This window comes from Aeromicrobium yanjiei (assembly GCF_009649075.1).
GTDB lineage: Bacteria > Actinomycetota > Actinomycetes > Propionibacteriales > Nocardioidaceae > Aeromicrobium > Aeromicrobium yanjiei.
In genome coordinates this window covers 1790312-1808262 of the sequence record NZ_CP045737.1, presented here as the reverse complement: position 1 = coordinate 1808262, position 17951 = coordinate 1790312, and the positions used below count along the sequence as shown (strand labels likewise).

Annotated in this window: 15 protein-coding genes; 9 read left to right on the top strand and 6 right to left on the bottom strand. The window is 70.1% G+C overall.

Annotation, left to right across the window (positions count from 1 at the left end):
• Nucleotides 1-289 precede the first annotated feature (289 nt).
• The 5 genes from GEV26_RS08940 to GEV26_RS08920 all read right to left on the bottom strand — a co-directional run bounded on the left by GEV26_RS08940 (nt 290) and on the right by GEV26_RS08920 (nt 4965).
• Nucleotides 290-1507, bottom strand: a complete 1218-nt coding sequence (locus GEV26_RS08940) for an MFS transporter (RefSeq protein WP_153652746.1) — start codon at nt 1505-1507, stop codon at nt 290-292.
• A gap of 17 nt (nt 1508-1524) precedes the next feature.
• A complete protein-coding gene (locus GEV26_RS08935; RefSeq protein ID WP_243839038.1) occupies nt 1525-2466 on the bottom strand; it encodes a DNA-3-methyladenine glycosylase family protein in 942 nt (313 codons plus the stop codon).
• Nucleotides 2463-3086 (bottom strand): DnaJ family domain-containing protein, encoded by a 624-nt coding sequence (locus tag GEV26_RS08930; RefSeq protein ID WP_243839037.1) that lies wholly within the window; start codon nt 3084-3086, stop codon nt 2463-2465. Before GEV26_RS08930 ends, GEV26_RS08935 begins: the two co-directional genes overlap by 4 nt.
• Before the next feature lie 41 nt (nt 3087-3127).
• The gene (locus GEV26_RS08925) at nt 3128-3979 is read right to left on the bottom strand and encodes a 3-hydroxyacyl-CoA dehydrogenase (protein WP_153652745.1); all 852 of its coding nucleotides are present in this window, start codon (nt 3977-3979) and stop codon (nt 3128-3130) included.
• Between the two features lie 110 nt (nt 3980-4089).
• On the bottom strand, nt 4090-4965 hold the full coding sequence (locus GEV26_RS08920) for a hypothetical protein (RefSeq protein ID WP_153652744.1): 876 nt from the start codon (nt 4963-4965) through the stop codon (nt 4090-4092).
• Between the two features lie 61 nt (nt 4966-5026).
• Between GEV26_RS08920 and GEV26_RS08915 the strand changes: the two genes are divergently transcribed.
• From GEV26_RS08915 to GEV26_RS08890, 6 genes are all read left to right on the top strand, one after another.
• Entirely contained in the window at nt 5027-6265 is a 1239-nt protein-coding gene (locus tag GEV26_RS08915) for an LssY C-terminal domain-containing protein (protein WP_153652743.1), read from the top strand.
• Nucleotides 6262-6936, top strand: a complete 675-nt coding sequence (locus tag GEV26_RS08910) for a DUF998 domain-containing protein (RefSeq protein ID WP_153652742.1) — start codon at nt 6262-6264, stop codon at nt 6934-6936. Before GEV26_RS08915 ends, GEV26_RS08910 begins: the two co-directional genes overlap by 4 nt.
• Nucleotides 6933-10319 (top strand): bifunctional lysylphosphatidylglycerol synthetase/lysine--tRNA ligase LysX, encoded by a 3387-nt coding sequence (lysX, locus tag GEV26_RS08905; protein WP_153652741.1) that lies wholly within the window; start codon nt 6933-6935, stop codon nt 10317-10319. The genes GEV26_RS08910 and lysX overlap by 4 nt, the downstream gene beginning before the upstream one ends.
• A gap of 4 nt (nt 10320-10323) precedes the next feature.
• Nucleotides 10324-11769: a basic amino acid/polyamine antiporter gene (locus tag GEV26_RS08900; protein WP_153652740.1), complete on the top strand. Its 1446-nt coding sequence runs from the start codon at nt 10324-10326 to the stop codon at nt 11767-11769.
• Between the two features lie 206 nt (nt 11770-11975).
• Nucleotides 11976-12680, top strand: a complete 705-nt coding sequence (locus GEV26_RS08895) for an ANTAR domain-containing protein (RefSeq protein WP_153652739.1) — start codon at nt 11976-11978, stop codon at nt 12678-12680.
• Between the two features lie 2 nt (nt 12681-12682).
• Nucleotides 12683-13396 (top strand): GAF and ANTAR domain-containing protein, encoded by a 714-nt coding sequence (locus GEV26_RS08890; protein WP_153652738.1) that lies wholly within the window; start codon nt 12683-12685, stop codon nt 13394-13396.
• An 18-nt stretch (nt 13397-13414) separates the two neighbouring features.
• Here GEV26_RS08890 and GEV26_RS08885 read toward each other — a convergent pair whose 3' ends face one another.
• Nucleotides 13415-14350: an AraC family transcriptional regulator gene (locus GEV26_RS08885; protein ID WP_153652737.1), complete on the bottom strand. Its 936-nt coding sequence runs from the start codon at nt 14348-14350 to the stop codon at nt 13415-13417.
• A gap of 79 nt (nt 14351-14429) precedes the next feature.
• On the opposite strand from GEV26_RS08885, the gene GEV26_RS08880 reads away from it, so the two are divergent.
• From GEV26_RS08880 to GEV26_RS08870, 3 genes are all read left to right on the top strand, one after another.
• Nucleotides 14430-15260 carry a Rossmann-fold NAD(P)-binding domain-containing protein gene (locus GEV26_RS08880; RefSeq protein ID WP_153652736.1) on the top strand — a complete coding sequence of 277 codons (831 nt, stop codon included), beginning with the start codon at nt 14430-14432 and terminating at the stop codon, nt 15258-15260.
• The gene (locus GEV26_RS08875; protein ID WP_153652735.1) at nt 15257-15712 is read left to right on the top strand and encodes an anthrone oxygenase family protein; all 456 of its coding nucleotides are present in this window, start codon (nt 15257-15259) and stop codon (nt 15710-15712) included. Before GEV26_RS08880 ends, GEV26_RS08875 begins: the two co-directional genes overlap by 4 nt.
• A gap of 123 nt (nt 15713-15835) precedes the next feature.
• Entirely contained in the window at nt 15836-17788 is a 1953-nt protein-coding gene (locus GEV26_RS08870; RefSeq protein WP_153652734.1) for a CocE/NonD family hydrolase, read from the top strand.
• Nucleotides 17789-17951: the final 163 nt, after the last annotated feature.

The window sequence follows — 17951 nt, the reverse complement described above, 5'->3', positions numbered from 1 at the left end:
TCGACTACCGAGGCCCGTTCAGTGGCTTCTCCGTGCGTGCCGTCGCCGAGGCAGTGCGGTTCTACCGTGAGGCCCTCGGACTGCAGGTCGAGGACGTAACGGGAGGCCTGGCGCGAATCGATCTCGGCGACGGGCACAGCGTCCTGGTCTATCCCAAGGGCCGAGCTGACCGGCCGCGGCATCGAGCTCCTGCGCTACCCGGGCATGCCGCAGGACCCTGACGGCGTCATGCGCGGCCACGGCCCGGACATCGCGTGGCTCGCCGACCCGTCGGGCAACGTCTTCTCGATCATCGCGGCCGACTAGGACGTGCGGCCAGCACCAGGGGCACGGTGGCGGCGATCACCGCGATGCCAACGAGCATGAGCGTCTCCGGCGAGACGTGCGTGAGCGCGAGCGTGTTGAGCAGCGGGGCGGCGAAGCCGACGTACGTCAGGCTGTAGAACACCGCGTTGAGGGTGCCGAGGTCGTCCGGACGCGCGAGCGCCTCGACCGCGGTCAGTCCGCCGACGAGGACCAGCCCGTACGCCGCGCCGAGCAGCATCGCCGACGGCAGCACCAGCCAGGCCGCCCCGGTCAGGTCGAGGACCAGACCCGTCGCCAGGCCGGCCACCGCGGCTGCGAGACCGGTGGTGATGATCCGCCGCGGATCTCCCAGACGACGTCCGAGCGGCTGGATGGCCACCCCCGTCCACAGGGTGAGGCCCGCCAGCGCTCCGGTGACCGCGATCGGCGCGACACCGATGTCGACGAACGTCGGTAGGGTCGCAAAGCTCGTCGAGGCGGCGCCGAACACCCATGGGGCGGTCAGCAGGACCCCCATGAGGAACGGCCGCGACAGCAGCGCCTCCCGCACCTCGCTGCGCCGGCGGGGCTCGTCGCTGCTCCGCGGCACGAACGGCTCGGGGGCGTGCCAGGCGATCGCGATGACGAACGCCATCAGCACCAGGTGCGGGACGTACGGCAGGACGGTCGGGGCGGGGAGCCACTGCGCGCAGATGCCCGCCACGAGCGGGCCGGATCCGAAGCCCGCTGACAGGGCGAGCGCGGCCCGCCTGGCGCCGGTGCCGGTGGGCCGGTCCGCGGACAGCTCCTTGACCCACGCGGTCCCGGGAGCGAAGGCCGCGCCCGAGGCGACACCGGCCGCGAGCCGACCGAGCAGCAGGAGCCCGAAGCTGTCGCCGGCGATGATCAGCACCACGGTCGCGAGCGTCGACAGCACCAGCACCGGCCGCACGACACGACGTCGGCCGATGCGGTCGGAGATGGGCGCGACGATCAGGAGAGCCGGGATGAGGCCGAGTGCGTAGGCGCCGAAGAGGGCGGTGACCACCTGGCTGGAGGCGCCGTCCTCATCGCGATAGACCAGCAGCATCGCCGCGAACTGGTTGGCGCCCCAGCCGACCGCGAACATCGCGAGGGCGACGCGCGCCCATCCGGGGACCCGACCGGCGACAGCACGCGGCCGGATCGCCGGCGTCGTCGCGTGAGGGGTCGAGTCGTCCATGATCGGGACTCATCGTGTCAGATCGCGCGGTGGTCGACCCGCGGACTGCGAGGGCCGCGGCGCTCGGGCCGGACCAAGGGGCTGAGGGCGATGAGGCGCACGACCCGCTGACGGTGCGGGCGCCACCGTTCGAGCGCCTCCGCGAGCTCCGCGTCGTCGAACGGGCGGCCTGCCAGGACGTGTCCGATGTCCTTGGCCACGTGGAAGTCGCCGAACGAGACGGCGTCAGCATCGCCCAGCGCGCGGATGCCGACCTCCGCCGCGGTCCACACGCCGACACCGGGGATGCTGCGCAGACCACGGACGACCGCAGCGTGGTCGCGGCCGTGCGCCGTCACGAGGTCGTCGACCTGCCGACCCAGCCGGGCGCAGGCCTGGGCGGTGCGGGCGCGCTGCGGATCGACGCCGGCCAGGTGCCACTCCCACGACGGGATCGACGCCCACGTCTCGGCGGTCGGGAACACCCGCATGCCGTGGGGCGCGGGGCCGGGCGCCGGGTCGCCGAACCTCATGTGCAGCCGACGCCACGCGGCGAAGGCGTCCAGCCCGACGACCCGCTGCTCGATCACACCCCCGATCAGCGCCTCCAGCACGCGGCCGGTGCGGGGGACCCGCAGACCGGGGTGTCGCCGATGGGAGTCCACGACGATCGGGTGGTGCGGATCGAATCCGGTCGGATCGTCCTCTGCGCCCACCAGTGCCGGCAGACCGTCCAGCATCTCGGCGGCACCGGGCCCCCAGGCCTCGGCGGTCACGAGCCGCCGGTGTGGCTGATGCAGCCGATAGGTGACCGGCCCCGTCGCCATGCGGCTGGTCCGCCAGAGCACCGAGCCGTCCCGACGCGTGGTCGGGTCGCCCGCGCCCCGGCGCAACAACGTCAGCGTCAACATCACATCGACATCGGACGTGAGCTCGAGCTCCCTCGTCAACGGTGGGGCCGCCTCGGACGGATCGGTCACGGGCGCCGACCCACCATGCGGCGCAGTCGGGCGATCAGGCGTTGCCACCGCGAGGGGGGAGCGGCGGCACGCTCGGCCGCCCTGATCTCGGCGAGGCGGCGCTTCTGCTCCGCGAGACGCACGCGCCGACGCCGAGCCCACGCCTCGACCTCGACGTCGACGTCCCGCAGCGCAGTGATGACCGGGGGTCCGCCTTGCAGCTGACGACGCGCGTCGATGATCCGCGCGTTGAAGTCCTCGACCAGCCGGCGCACGCCGTCCTCGACGGACTCGCGGTCCAGCACCTCATCGAGACGGGCATCCTCGGTCCGCAGCGCCAGCGCGGGTGGCAGGACGCTGATCTTCTCCCGTTCGACCAGGCGCTTGAGCCACCAGTCGGGGTCGTGCGGGCGGTCGATGCCCGGGATGGGCTTGCCCGCACCAGGCAGGTTGTCGAACTCGCCGTCGCGCATGGCCTGCTGGACCTGGACCTCCACCCACGCGGGCCGGCTCGCGATGCGCCGTTCGCGTGCCTTCGCAGCCGCCTCGGGGGAGTCCTCGGACTCGTCGTGCCCGGCCTGCTCGCTCTCCAGGCGCCGGCGATAGTCGTGCCTCCTGCGGTCACCCTCGCTCACTGCCACCTCACCCCGTCGTCGGACCTGTCCAGCGTACGCAGGGAGAGTCAAGCCTCGTAGTCGTAGAAGCCCTTGCCGGCCGCAAGACCGAGGCGACCCTTGTCGATGTAGTCGCGCTTGATGATCTCGGCGAACTCCCGCTTGACCGGGTCGTCGCTGCGGACGTTCAGGTTGTACGGCGTCTCCATGCCGACGACGTCAAAGATCTGGAACGGTCCGGCGGGGGCGCCGGTGGCCTTTCGCCAGGTGAGGTCGATCGTCTCGATGTCGGCGACGCCGCGCACCCACAGGTCGGCCGCCGCGCTCAGCAGTGGGACGAGCAGGGAGTTGAGGACGTAGCCGGGCTGCTCCTTCTTGACGCGGATCGCCACCATGCCGATCTGCTCGGCGAACCGGGCCACGTCCTCGAACGCGTCGGCTGACGTGCCCGCGTGCCCCATCACCTCGCCGGTGTTGTTGCGCCAGATCTCGTTCGCGAAGTGCAGCGCCAAGAACCTCTCGGGACGTCCGGTCGCGTCGGCGATGTCGCTGGGCAGCAGGGTCGAGGAGTTGGTCGCGAAGATCGTCTTCTCCGGAGCGACCGCGGCGACCTTCGCCCACGTGTCCCGCTTGATGTCCAGCACCTCGGGAACCGCCTCGATGACGAGATCGGCGTCCTTCAGCGCATCAGCGAGATCGCTGCTCGGGCGGATGCGGGCGACCGCGGCGTCGACCTTCTCCTCGGTCGCATCGGGCAGGTCGGCGAGGTAGCGCTCACGCAGGAACTCCCACCGCGCGGGCAGCTTGCCCAGGATCTCGTCGTTGATGTCGTACGCGACGACGTCCTTGCCGTGGTAAGCGGCCTGGAGGATGATCTGCGAGCCGAGCACACCCGTGCCCAGGACAGTGAGGTTCTGCATGTCGTGTCCTTCCTGCGAAGTGGTGCCGCCGGCAAGGCGGCACTCATCGTCAACGCGTGGGCGGACCTCGGTATTCGTGATGACGGCGCCCTGTGACGCGTCGCTCACCCTCAGCCCTGCTCGGGGGCCGCAGGTTCAGGGGCCTCGATCTCACCGTGGCGGGCCAGGCTGACGGCGCCGACGACCGCCAGGACGAATCCCGTGACGGCGACCGGTCCCCATCCCGGACGCGCGCGGTCGCCGAGGAGGAGGAGTCCGACGACGGCCGGCGCCACGGTCTCGCCGACGACCAGGGGGGCGGTCGCCCGTGTGACGCTCCCACGCTGGAGCGCCACCGAATAGGTCAGCATCGCCACGGCACCCCCGACCACAAGGGCGTACGTCGCCGGGCTCGCGAGAAGGGTGTCGATCTCACCGGCGATGTGGTCGAGCGACAGGTCGCCCGGCAGCATCCGGGAGGCCACCGCGGTGACGCCGTAGCCCAGGCCCGCGACGGCCCCGAGAGCTGTCGCCCCCGCTGCGCCGTCCAGCTTGGCGAGCGGCACGGCGAGCACCGCGAGCAGCGCCGCGGCAGCCAGGACTCCCCACTGCTCGGCGCGGCTGACGTCGACGCTGCTGTCCGAGGTCGCCGATGCCCCCACCAGCACGAGACCCAGCACGACGACCCCGAGACCGATCCAGTCGCCGCGGCCCAGCCGCATGCTCAGGAAGATCGCGCCCAGGATCGCGGTGACCGCCAGGAAGCTCGCGACGACGGACTGCACGACGAACAGGGGCAGCGTGCGGACCGCGACCAGGCTGAGGAGGAACCCCAGCCCGTCCAGCGCGACCCCGAGGACGTACTGCCACGACCTGAGCAGCCGCACCATCAGTCGCGGATCGAGGCCCTCGACGGTCTCGGTCCGGCGGGTCGCGACGGCCTCGAGCACGGAGGCGACGCCGTAGGACAGCGCCGCTCCCGATGCAGCCAGAAGACCGAGGAGCATCTCTCCACGATAGGGGACGAGGACTCTGCCGCACGCGGTCGCGGACGGACAAGGTGACCGCATGGCGGCACCGCGCAGGGCTGGGCACGGCTCGTCGAGCAGGATCCTCGACGGCTGGTTCTTCGCGCTCTCGTCCGTCGCGGGGCTCTGGTACTCGTACGTGCTGCTGCGCGACGGCCTGACGCTGGGCTGGCCCACCTTGCTGCTGGTGGTGTTCTGGGTGTTCTTCAGCTATCTCGTGCTGCCACGCCTGCACCGCATCCTCACCGCGATCTATCTGCCCGACTACTTCATCGGCCGGACCCGCACCAGCGACGGGCTGTTGGGCGACCCGGTGAACCTGGGGTTCCTGGGTCGAGAGGGCCAGGTCCACGCGGCGCTGTCGGCAGCCGGATGGACGATGGCCGAACCGGTCGACCTGCGCTCGTCAGTGCACATCGTGCTCAGCGTCCTACGGGGACGCAGCTACGCCGCCGCGCCGGTCAGTCCGCTGCACCTGTTCGACCGCCCGCAGGACTTCGCGTACGAGCAGGAGGTGCGGGGCAGTCCTTCCAAACGTCACCACGCCCGCTTCTGGCGCTGTCCCGACGGCTGGTTCCTGCCGGGAGGGGCTCGGGCGGACTGGCTGGCGGCCGCCACGTTCGACAGCCGGGTCGGGCTGAGCCTCTTCACGTTGCAGGTCACGCACCACATCGACGCGAACACCGATGTCGAGCGGGACTTCCTGGTCGAGTCGGTCCAGGCGGCGGTGCCCGGTGCGTCCGTGTCGACGATCAACAACTTCTCGTCCGGATACCACCACGTCAACGGAGGCGGGGACCGCATCCGGACCGACGGCGACCTGCCGATCGTGGATCTCAGCAACACGCCTGCCGCTCCCGATCTCGTGCGCGTGGAGGAACAGGTGTCGCGCCGGCCGTCCTCGGTGCTGATCGGTGCGGGAGTCGCGCTGGCACGCGGCACCGGCTATGTCATCGCGGCTCTCGCCCTCGGCACCGACGCGTCCGATCGTGCGCTGGCGGTGCTCTTCGTGGGCGCCGCGGCGGTCGACGTGGTGCTGGCGCTGAGCATCCTGTCCGGCCACAACTGGGCGCGGCTCACGCTGATGGGCTTCTGCTCGATGACCGCGTTGGCGGTGATGATCGACTGGGTCGCCGGCAACGGCCGCCCCGAAGGGTTTCACAGCCTCCTGACGGCGGGCGGCAGCATCCTGGTGATCCTGGCACTGTCCACCCCGGGCGCACGCGAGTACGCCTCCCGGGTCCGTGCCGGTGCGTCGACCGCGGCGAGACCCGCGTGAGCGGCCGGGTGGATCGCCGCGCGGCGCTGCTGGTCCTGGCGGGTGTCGTCGCCGGCCTGGCGTACTCGAGCTTCGTGATCGACTGGGTGCTGCGCGGTTTCGAGGGCATGACCGAGGTCGTGAGCGAGCTGGCAGCGCCAGGGGCCCCACATGCGACGCTGTCGCGGCTGCTGGACCTGCTGTGTGCCGTCCTGGTGCTGGTGCTGCTGGCGTTCGTGGGTGCGGCCATGCCGCCGCGCCCGACCCGCACCGTCCTGCTCGTCAGCACCTTGGTCTTTGCCCTCGGCGCCGCGGCTGCTGCGGTCATCACGGCACCGTGCAGCGAAGGAACCGTGTGCTTCTCGGCCGCGCAGCGTTCCCAGAGCTTCCTCCACAATGCCTTCTCCACCGTGTCGGACGTCGGGCTGTACGTCGGCATGGCCGCGGCCTGGGCGGCGACCCGGCGCACCGGTCCACGGTGGTTCCACCGCTGCGCGTGGTGGCTGTTCTGGCTGTCCGGCGCGACCGCGGGAGTGCTGATGGGCCTCTCCGTGGTCGCCGACTGGCCGGAGTGGGCGCTGGGCGCCAGCCAGCGCGTGCACATCGCGGGCATGAGCACGTGGATCGTGTGCCTCAGCGTCTTCGCGGCCCGCCAACCGGCCCACTCATCTCGACCAGGAGGACCCCCATGACCGACACCGAGGCCGCCAGCGAGCACCGCGCTCCCGATCGCCCGTCCGTGCCTGACCGGCACTCCGGATTGAGGCTGCCGACACTTCGCCGCCCCGTCGACGACAGGTGGCCCGATCGTTTCGCCGGCGTGATGTTCCTCTTCGGCGTCTTCACGATCATCGTCACGCTGGTCCCGCCGTGGCGCAGGTACTTCGCGAACTACGACGACCCGTTGTCGCTCCTGACGATCCCGGTCGTCCCCAGCCTGGTGTACGCGGCGCTGCTGCTGGTCACCGGTGTCGGGCTCCGCCGCAGGCTGAGGGCGGCGTGGTGGCTCGGGGTCCTCTGGTGGCTCGGAGTTCCTGAGATCGGCCGGATCGACGACATCGTGTCCGGGGACAACGTCGTCCTGGCCTCGATCGGCCTGGTGCTGGTCGGGGCGGTGATCGTGCTGGCCGTACGCGTGCGTCCCCAGTTCGCCGCCCTTCGGGTGCCGGGCAGCCTGCTCACGGCCGTCGTGGTGTTCCTGGGCGGAGGGCTGGTGATGGCCTTCGGGGGCGCGGCGCTCGTCAGCGCGGCCGGCCGGTCGCCCGGCTTCCGCGACTCGATCGTCTACGTGTTCGACTCGATGCTGCTCGATCTCGGCCGCGAAGGCATCGAGACCTCCGCGACGGCCCCGTGGTGGGTGCGCCTGCTGATCGGTCTGGTGGGAGCGGTCGTCGTCCTGAGCGCGACGGTGATCCTGTTCCGTGCACCGCGCGGCACCCGCACGCTGGGAGTCGCGGACGAGGCGCGGGTGCGGGCGTTGCTGCGCGACTTCGGCGACCACGACTCCCTCGGCTACTTCGCGACGCGACGCGACAAGGCGATCGTGTGGGACACCGGGGACGTGGACACCGCCCGGGCGGGTGTCTCGTACCGCGTGGTCGGATCGGTCAGCCTGGCCAGCGGCAACCCCGTGGGCGATCCGGCGTACTGGCCTGACGCGATCGCCCGGTGGCGCGACGAGGCGCGATCCAACGGATGGTCGCTCGCGGTCATGGGAGCAGGACGTGAGGGCGCGGTGGCGCATGCCGACGCGGGCCTGTCCTTGCTGGACATCGGTGACGAGGCGATCGTCGACATGGCGACGTTCTCGCTCAACGGCCCGGGCATGAAGGGCGTACGGCAGCCGGTCACGCGGTTGACCAGGCGCGGGTACACCACCCGGGTCAGGCGTCACGCGAGCCTGAGCGACACGGACTTCGCCGCCCTGAGCGAGGCGGCGGGCTCGTGGCGTGGTGACGGGGGAGACGAGCGCGGCTTCTCCATGGCGCTCGGCCGGCTGGGGGACCCGCTCGACGAGGCGTGCGTGCTGGTCGAGACCCGCGACGGCGAGGGTCGGCTCCGCGGGTTCCTGAGCTTCGTGCCCTGGGGACGTACCGGGCTCTCGCTGGACCTGATGCGCCGCGACCCGCACGCGGACAACGGGGTGGTGGAGCTCATGGTGGCGGCTCTGGCCGATGAGGCGGCCACGTTCGGCATCGGGCCGGTGTCGCTGAACTTCGCGATGTTCCGCGAGGCCTTCGCGAGAGGTGCCGAGATCGGTGCCGGACCGGTGGCCCGCCTGTGGCGGCACAGCCTGCTCATCGCCAGCAAGAACTGGGAGCTGGAGTCGCTCTACCGGTCGAATGCGAAGTACCTGCCGGAGTGGCAGCCGCGCTACATGGGCTACGAGTACGCCTCGGACCTGCCGCGGGTCGGCACTGCCGCGGGCAGCGCCGAGGGATTTCTCGTCGCGCCGACGATCGCGAGCCTGCGACGCCGGCCCGGTGAGGCGGGCGGGCTGCGCTCGGGGGACACCGAGCACGCCGCCGCCGTCCTTGCGCTCATCCCGCCGGCACCCGACCTGGTGGCCGAGGCCATCTCGGCGGAGCACCTGCCCGAGCAGATGCGGGTGAGGCGCGAGAAGCTGGAGCGGATCCGCGCCAGCGGGATCGATCCCTATCCCGTGACGGCGCCGCGCACCCACACGCTCGCGGAGGTCCGCGCCCTCGTCGGCGAGGAGCTGCCGCCCGACACGCTGACCGGCACCACGGTCTCGGTGGTGGGGCGGGTGCTGCTCAAGCGCGACATGGGCCACCTCGGGTTCGCCACGCTGCGCGACGGCAGCGGCGACCTGCAGGTGATGGTCGACGCCGAGCACCTGCCGGCTGAGCAGCTGACGTTCTGGGAGCACTCAATCGACCTCGGCGACCACGTGAGCGTGACGGGGGAGGTCATCACCACCCACCACGGGGAGCTGTCCGTCCGCGCGGACTCGGTGATGCTCACCAGCAAGTCCCTGCGCCCGCTGCCCGACAAGCACGAGGGTCTCACCGACCCGGATGCCCGGGTGCGGATGCGGTACGTCGACCTGATCGTGCGCCCCGACTCGCGCACCGTCGCGTACCAGCGGACGGCGATCGTCCGCAGCGTCCGCGACTCGCTGCAGGCGCGAGGCTTCACCGAGGTGGAGACGCCGATCCTGCAGACCATCCACGGGGGCGCCAACGCACGACCGTTCGAGACGCACATCAACGCGTACGACATGGACCTGTACCTGCGGATCGCGACGGAGCTGCACCTCAAGCGCCTGATCGTCGGCGGCATGGAGAAGGTCTTCGAGGTGGGCCGCCAGTTCCGCAACGAGGGCGCTGACTTCAAGCACAACCCCGAGTTCACCTCGCTGGAGGTCTACGAGACCTATGGCGACTACGGTACGATGCGCGTCCTCACGCAGGAGCTGATCCAGGAGGCTGCCACCGCGGTCCACGGATCGCCGATGGCGCGGCGCACGGACCGCGACGGCAAGGTGCAGGAGTACGACCTGTCGGGACAGTGGCCGGTCAAGACCATCTGCGGGGCGGTCTCGGAGGCGCTCGGCGAGGAGATCACCGCGGACACACCGACCAGCACCCTGCGCAAGCACGCCGACCGGCTCGGGATCGAGCTCGACCTCGACCCGTCCTGGGGCTTCGTGCTCGAGGAGATCTACGGCGAGCTCTGCGAAGGAACGACGGTCACGCCCGTCTTCTATACCGACTTCCCGAAGGAGAACGCCCCGCTGACCCGGCCGCACCGCCATGACCCGCGGCTCACCGAGAAGTGGGACCTGGTGATCTTCGGTGCGGAGCAGGGCACCGCGTACTCCGAGCTGGTGGATCCGGTCGACCAGCGCGAGCGTCTCGTCGCGCAGTCGCTCCTGGCGGCGGCCGGCGACCCGGAGGCGATGCAGGTGGACGAGGACTTCCTCATGGCGCTGGAGTACGGGATGCCGCCGACCGGGGGGATGGGGCTGGGCATCGACCGCCTCGTCATGAACCTCACTGGTCTGAGCATCCGCGACACGATCCTGTTCCCGCTCGTCAAGCCCCAGCGTTGAGGACATGACGGCGGACAAGGCGACCTCAGGCACGCAGAAGGTCTCCGTCCTGACGCTGGCCGCGATGGTGGTCGGGTCGATCGTCGGCGGCGGCGTCTTCACGCTGCCGGAGAACTTCGGGGACGCGACCGGCGTGCTGGGTGCCGTCATCGCGTGGTCCATCGCGGGCCTCGGGATGCTGATGCTGGCCTTCGTGTTCCAGTCGCTGGCGGTCCGGCGACCCGACCTCGACAACGGCATCTACGTCTACGCGCAGGCAGGTTTCGGCAACTACGCGGGCTTCAACGTCGCTTGGGGCTACTGGGCGAGCAATGTCGTGGGCAACGTCTTCTACCTGACGTTCGCGATGGCAAGCATCGGCGCGTTCCTGCCGGGGCTCGGCCAGGGCAACACCGTGCCGGCGGTGCTCCTCGCGTCCGCGGTGGTGTGGCTGCTGCACGTGATGATCTCCCGCGGCGTCCGGCAGGCCACGATCGTCAACCGCATCGTGACGATCGCCAAGATCGTGCCGATCCTGGTCTTCGTCGTGATCGCCGCGGTCGCGTTCGACGCAGGTGTCTTCGGCGACAACCTCTGGGGCGGAAAGCCCCACACGGCGGAGTCGCTCTTCGACCAGGTGAAGGCGACGATGCTCGTCACGACGTTCGTCTTCCTCGGTGTCGAGGGCGCCAGCGTCTACTCCCGGCTCGCACAGCGGCGCGAGGACATCGGCCGGGCCACGGTGCTCGGCTTCGTCAGCACGCTCGCTCTGTTCGCCTCGGTGACCCTCGTGTCGTACGGCGTGCTGCCGCGAAGCGAGCTCGCGCACGCCGAGCAGCCGTCGATGGGTGTCGTGCTGAAGTCGGTCGTGGGGGAGTGGGGCGGCACCCTCATCGACCTGGCCGTGATCGTGTCGGTGCTGGGGGCGTACCTGGCGTGGACCCTGCTCAATGCGGAGGTCATGTTCATGCCCGCACGCACCGAGGTCATGCCGCGTGCGCTGGCCCGGCAGAGCGGCAACGGGACGCCCATCGCGGCCTTGGTGACCACGAGCATCTCGGTGCAGCTTTTCCTCCTGCTCGTGCTGGTGATCAAGGATGCGCTCAACTTCATGCTCAAGCTCGACACGGCGCTGGCCCTCGTGCCGTACCTGCTCGTCGCGGCCTACGCGTTCAAGCTGACCCTGACGGGACAGACGTACGAGAGTGCTGACGCCGGGCGACGACGTCGTGACCGAGCGGTAGCCGTGCTGGCGATCAGCTATGCGATCTTCCTGCTGTACGCCGCGGGGACCCGCTACCTGCTGCTCAGCTGTCTGATCTACGCCCCGGGCACCCTCCTGTACCTCCGGGCCCGGCGCGAGCGCGGACAGCCCGGGCTGTCCCGGCCCGAGCTGCTTGGCTGCGTGCTGCTGTGGTCCGCGGCGGCCGTCGCCGCGGTGTTCCTGGCCACGGGTGCGCTCCAGCTGTGATCCCGTGGCCGCGGTCCCGTGGGGCGCGGTGCGTACGCCACCGTATGAGCCGGATGTCGGCTTCGTACGGTGGAGAATCCACCGCCCCGACGGCACCCGCGGACCGGACGCGCGCCTGACACCGGCGGCGGGCAGAATGTCTCATGGCGGCGTCTGCGGGTATCTCCCACCCGTCGGGGACGGCGGCACGAGGGAGCGGGGGCGGAGTGCGCGATCAGGTGCAAGCGGCCAGGTTCGCCTACATCATTGCCTCTCTCGACCCGAGCGGATCGGTCCTGGACAGGTTCTGCGAGGCCAGCAGGGTGATGCTCGGGGCCGAAGGAACCGCCATCACGGTGTATTACGGGGAGCCCCAGCGGCACACGGCCAGCTCCACGTCGACCCTCGCCCTCATGATCGAGGAGGCGCAGGAGGTGGCCGGCGAGGGTCCGGGCTTCGAGGCAGCTCGCACCGGACACGTCGTCTTCGCCGATTTCGGCGCCTCGGAAGGCACACCCTGGTTGGCGCTGAACGACTGCGTGGCGAAGTTCGGGTTCGCCGGAACGGTGCTGGCGCTGCCGATCACCGCCCACGGGCGACGCATGGGAGTGCTCGTCGCACACACCTTCGCCCCCTCGCACGCCTTCGACGCTGCCGCGGCGCACTATCTGGCGTACGCCCTCGGCCCGGTCCTGCTGGACCACATCAGTCCCGAGGCACTGGAGGCCGAGCTCACGGAGGACTGGTCGTCGCGAGCGGTCGTGCACCAGGCCACCGGGATGCTCATCTTCGATCTGCGCATCTCGGCCGAGGACGCCTTGGCTCTCCTGCGCGCGCACGCCTACGCAACCGACTCCACACTCCTCGAGGTGGCGGTTCAGGTTGTGGACAAGGACCTTGAGTTCGACAATCTGAGCATGGAAGGAGACTGACGATGGATGACACTCGCCTGGACCAGGCAGTAGAGCACGCCACGTCCGCCCTCCGGGAACGCCAAGACGTTGCGGGATTTCTCGCCGACCTCATCGAGGTGTGCCAACGAGCGCTGGCCGTCGAGGCCACCGGGATCATGGTGCTCTCGCGCGGCGGCAGGTTGCAGCTCCTGGCTGCCTCGAGCCACCAGTCCGCGGAGCTGGAGCTCTACCAGTCCCAGGTCGACGAGGGTCCGTGCGTCGACGCAGCCGAGGGCGACGTGTCGATCATCGTCGCCGACGAAGCCACCCTGCGCGAACGATGGCCACACTTCGGGCCGGCCATGCTGGCGGCCGGCTTCCAGTCAGTCCATTCCACGCCTTTGCGCTGGGAGGGATCGATCCTGGGTGCCATGGCACTGTTCCGCCACGACGCCGTTGCTCTCGACAGCCGCGAGCACGACGCAGCACGGTCCTTCGCCGACGTGGTGGCCCACGCGGTGATGGACGGCGAGCAGACCGAGACGGTCTCCGCGCAGGAGCGCGTCGACGCGGCGCTGGCCGAGCGCGTGCTCATCGAACGGGCCAAGGGAGTCCTCGCCCGGCTCCACGATGTCGAGATGGGCGACGCGTACGATCTGCTGATCGCAGCGGCGAGGGCGTCAGGTGTCACCCTGACCGCCGCCGCCGCCGAGCTGGTCGAACGTGCCCAACGAGGTGAGCTCAACCGCCCCTGAACGTGTCGAGCGCGCGCCTCAGCTCGCGTGCACGCGGTGCTGGCTGGGGCTGACGCCTCGCACGCGCTTGAAGGCTGCGCTGAGTGCGAATGAGCTGCCGTAGCCGACCCGGCGGGCAACGGCCGCGATCGTCATCGTCGGATCGCGGAGCAGATCGGCCGCGTGGTCCAGCCTGAGATCGGTCAGGTACGCCATGGGCGGCTGTCCGACCGAGGCGGTGAAGCGTCGGGCCAGTGCGGCACGCGAGACGCCGATCTCGCGAGCGAGGGCGTCAAGCGTCCACGGGCGTGCGACGTCGGCCTCGAGCAGCTGCAGGGCCGGGCCGACGATCGGTTCGCGGGCGGCACGGTGCCAGGCGGGCGTCCGCGCCGGGTCACCCGCGAACCACGCGCGGACAGCCTCGATGAGCACGAGGTCGAGCAGGCGGTCCAGGTAGACCTCCTGGCCCAGCTCATCGCGGGTCATCTCGTCGCAGAGCACGTCGACCAGGCGCCCGTCCCACTCCGCCGCACGGAGCACCAGAATTGCCGGGAGGCTCCGCAGCAGGCGATCGCTGACGGCACGCGTGGACTCGTACGTCCCGGTGACCAAGAGGGTCTCGCCGGCGACGTCATTGCCCCAGGTGCGGGTGCCGAGCGTCATGACGTCCTCGAGACTGTTGCCCTCGGCGTCGACACAGTGCTGGCCGGGCTCGATGAAGATGCCCGGGGGAGTGGTCGGAGCGTCGGCGACGGTGTAGGACTCAGGCCCGCGGGCGATCATCACGTCGCCGGGACCGAGGTGGGCGGGCTCGGCGTCGTCGCTGACCACCCAGGCCTCCCCGGTGACGACCACGGCGATCGACAGCGGTGCCTCGTCCCGCACGTGCAGGCCCCATGGCGCGGTCATGACGGACCGCAGCATGAACGCGCCGTTGGCGCGGGGACCGTCGAGCAGTGCGCTGAGAGTGTCCATGCTCAAGGCTAGACGCTCGAGCATGGAAATGGGCATCTCGACCATGGATCATCTCGCCGCGCCCGGCGACGATGGAGCCATGACCTCATCATTGACAGCCGTCCTCAGCGGCACAGGAAAGACCGGCCAGCGGGTGGTCGCTCGTCTCACGGCACTGGGCGCACCGGTCCGGAGCGGATCGCGAGCCGGCACGCCGCGCTTCGACTGGGCCGACGAGTCCACGTGGCCGGCCGCGCTGGAGGACGTCAGCGCGGCCTACCTCGCGTACCACCCCGACATGGCAGCACCGGGCGCCGCGGAGGCAGTCGGCACGCTGTCGAAGATCGCCGCCGACAGGGGAGTGGAGCAGCTGGTGCTGCTGTCGGGCCGCGGCGAGGAGGACGGATGGGCCACCGAGCAGGCAGTGCGCGACTCCGGTCTGGCCTGGACGATTCTGCGGTCGAGCTGGTTCTCGCAGAACTTCAGCGAGTCGTTCATGCTCGACTCGGTCCTGGCGGGGGAGCTGGTGCTTCCGACCGGCGCCGTGACCGAGCCATTCGTCGACGCCGACGACCTGGCCGACGCCGCCGTGGCCGCCCTGACCCGTCCGGAGCACGAGGGGAGGACGTACGAGCTGACCGGGCCTCGGCTCCTGACCTTCGGCGACGCGGTCGAGGAGATCGCCCACGCCTCACACCGACAGATCAGCTACGTGCCGGTGTCGACCCGCGAGTTCGCTGCCGGCCTCGCGGAGCAGGCCGTACCCCCGGACCTCGTCGAGTTCCTGACCCACCTGTTCACCAAGGTGCTCGACGGTCGGAACTCCCACCTGACCGGGGACCTCGAGCAGATCCTCGGGCGCCCGCCTCGGGACTTCCACGACTACGCGACGGCCACTGCTGCGACCGGGGTGTGGGCGGCGGGCGCATGACCCGGGCGTCCCTGGTCGTGGCGACCGCTCTGATGGGCCTCTCGGCAGGCCTGTTCGCGGCGTTCTCGTACGCCGTCATGCCGGGGCTGCGTCGCCTCGACGACGCGAGCTTCGTCCAGGCGATGCGCGCGGTCAACGCCGCGATCCTGAATCCGGTGTTCGCCCTCGTCTTCGTCGGCGCGGGGGCAGCCACTGCGGTCGCGCTGGTCCTGGGCTGGCACACCGATGCCCGTCCGTGGATCGTCGCGGGGGCGGTGCTGTACGTCGTCGGCGCGTTCCTGGTGACCGGCGCCGTGAACGTCCCGCTCAACGATGCTCTCGACACCGGCGCGGGCGGCGCAGCGCAGCTGCGTGACGCGTTCGAGCAGCGATGGGTGGTCTTCAACCATCTCCGGTCGCTGCTCACGACGGCGGCATTCGTGTGCCTCCTCGTCAGTCTGGCGGATCAGTAGGAGCACTGGGGAAGAGCGTCATCGACATGGCGACCACGAGTACTAGCCGAGATCGCAGCGTTTGTCACAGGTTTTCATAAATTGACCATTGCCACCCCGGCGGAGGTGCACCAGAATCCCGTCATGACAGCGACGAACGTGGCGTGGCGCGCACGCAGATCCCGACCCGTCCTAGGTGCTCTGCTCACCCTCACCCTCGCCGGCTCGGGATTGGTCGCCGCCACTGCGGGCACGGCGTCCGCAGCCCCGGCGCCGAAGCCGTACGTGCTGAAGGGGGGAGCGTCGGCCCCGGTCTACAGCTATGCCGATGCGATCCGCGAGACGGTGTGGGTCATCGCCCCCGACTTCGACGGGGACGGGCAGAAGGATCGCATCGCGGTCGACATCGTCCGACCGCGCGAGCTGGACGCCAAGAAGGTCAAGGTGCCGGTCGTGATGGATGCGAGCCCGTACTACACGAGCGTCGGGCGCGGCAACGAGACGGAGTTCAAGTCCTTTGACGCCGAGGGCAACCTCGTCAAGTTCCCGCTGTTCTACGACAACTACTTCGTCCCGCGTGGCTACGCCTACGTCGCGCCCGACGTCGCAGGGACGTCGCGGTCGACTGGCTGCGTCGACACCGGCGGCAAGTCCGACGTCGGCTCGGCCAAGGCCGTCGTGCAGTGGCTCAACGGCAACGCCGATGCGGTCGACGCCGACGGCAAGCCTGTCAAGGCCAGCTGGAGCAACGGCAAGACCGGCATGATCGGCAAGAGCTATGACGGCACCCTCGCCAACGGCGTCGCGGCCACCGGCGTGAAGGGACTGGAGACGATCGTGCCGATCAGCGCGATCAGCTCCTGGTACGACTACAGCCGCTCGCAGGGCCTGCCGTACAGCTGGAACTACTCCAGCGGACTCGCCAGCCGGGTGGGCACCAATCGCACGCAGCCGCAGGACTGCTCCGCGACACTTGCGCGGATGGATGCCGAGGACGCGGACGAGACCGGTGAGCACAACGCGTTCTGGGACGAGCGCAACTACCGCGACTCCGCCCAGCTCAACGCCAAGAAGGTCAAGGCGAGCGTCTTCATCTATCACGGCCTGCAGGACACCAACGTCAAGACGCGGCACTTCTCCACCTGGTGGAAGGACCTCGGCAAGGCCGGCGTCACCCGCAAGATGTGGCTGAGCCGGGTCGGGCACGTCGACCCGTTCGACATCAACCGCGACGAGTGGGTCCGCACGCTGCACCGGTGGTTCGACCACGAGCTGATGGACATCAAGAACACGATCATGCTCGAGCCGCCGGTCAAGGTCGAGACCAAGCCGAACAGCTGGGTCAGCTCCTACTCGTGGCCCGCACGGCTCGCGACGACCACCCTGCGTCCCCAGGCCGACGGCGATCTCAGCCGGGTGCCCGAGCGGGGCACGCAGAGCTGGGTGAACTCGCCCAGCCAGCGCGAGAACGTCGCCGTGACCGAGGGCGACAACCCCAACCGCCTCCTGTACGCGACGAATCCGCTCCTGGCGGACGCCCGGATGAGCGGCTCGATGGTCGCGAAGCTGCGGGTGACGACCACCGTGCCGACCGGTCAGGTGGGCGTGATGCTCGTCGACTACGGCGAGGGGGAGCGGGTCCTGGCCACCGGCGACGGTGCGTCCACGACGACGACTGAGACCTGCGCCGGACAGTCGACCGCGAACGACGATGCCTGCTACTTCACGATGAACCGCAACATCGGCACGACGCCGCTGCAGGTCCTGGGCCGCGGCTGGGCCCGCCTGGACGGCGCGGGGACGCACGACGTGACGGTGACCCTCGACCCTGACGACGCCATCGTCGCCAAGGGCCACCGGCTCGGAGTGGTCGTGGTGGGCGCGGCCAACGGTCGGGTGCGCAACGTCGACACGTCGGCGTCGACGTACACCCTCGATCTTGCGAAGTCGCAGTTCGTGCTGCCGGGCCTGGCCCTGCCGCACCCCGACTGGGCGTCCGGCTGGGGCTGGCTGCCCAAGCGCAGCGAGATCGTGCCCGGCACGCTTCCCAGCACCCAGGGGAGGGCGCTCCCGGTCGTGATGGACACACCTCGCTGAGGTCATCTGCAAGGGACGGACGATGAGGGTTTGCGGTCGCTGAGGCCGCCGCAAACCCTCATCTTTCGTCCGTCCTGGGACGGAGGATGAGACTTTACGGTCGCCCGGGCGACCGCGACCCCTCATCCTTGACGGATTCGCGGAGAGCATCGGAGGTTCGGCT

Excerpts from the sequence above, each read along its gene's own strand:
- GEV26_RS08940 (WP_153652746.1), bottom strand. The coding sequence starts at position 1,507 with ATGGACGACTCGACCCCTCACGCGACGACGCCGGCGATCCGGCCGCGT.
- GEV26_RS08925 (WP_153652745.1), bottom strand. The coding sequence starts at position 3,979 with ATGCAGAACCTCACTGTCCTGGGCACGGGTGTGCTCGGCTCGCAGATC.
- GEV26_RS08920 (WP_153652744.1), bottom strand. The coding sequence starts at position 4,965 with ATGCTCCTCGGTCTTCTGGCTGCATCGGGAGCGGCGCTGTCCTACGGC.
- GEV26_RS08915 (WP_153652743.1), top strand. The coding sequence starts at position 5,027 with ATGGCGGCACCGCGCAGGGCTGGGCACGGCTCGTCGAGCAGGATCCTC.
- lysX (WP_153652741.1), top strand. The coding sequence starts at position 6,933 with ATGACCGACACCGAGGCCGCCAGCGAGCACCGCGCTCCCGATCGCCCG.
- GEV26_RS08900 (WP_153652740.1), top strand. The coding sequence starts at position 10,324 with ATGACGGCGGACAAGGCGACCTCAGGCACGCAGAAGGTCTCCGTCCTG.
- GEV26_RS08890 (WP_153652738.1), top strand. The coding sequence starts at position 12,683 with ATGGATGACACTCGCCTGGACCAGGCAGTAGAGCACGCCACGTCCGCC.
- GEV26_RS08885 (WP_153652737.1), bottom strand. The coding sequence starts at position 14,350 with ATGGACACTCTCAGCGCACTGCTCGACGGTCCCCGCGCCAACGGCGCG.
- GEV26_RS08880 (WP_153652736.1), top strand. The coding sequence starts at position 14,430 with ATGACCTCATCATTGACAGCCGTCCTCAGCGGCACAGGAAAGACCGGC.
- GEV26_RS08875 (WP_153652735.1), top strand. The coding sequence starts at position 15,257 with ATGACCCGGGCGTCCCTGGTCGTGGCGACCGCTCTGATGGGCCTCTCG.
- GEV26_RS08870 (WP_153652734.1), top strand. The coding sequence starts at position 15,836 with ATGACAGCGACGAACGTGGCGTGGCGCGCACGCAGATCCCGACCCGTC.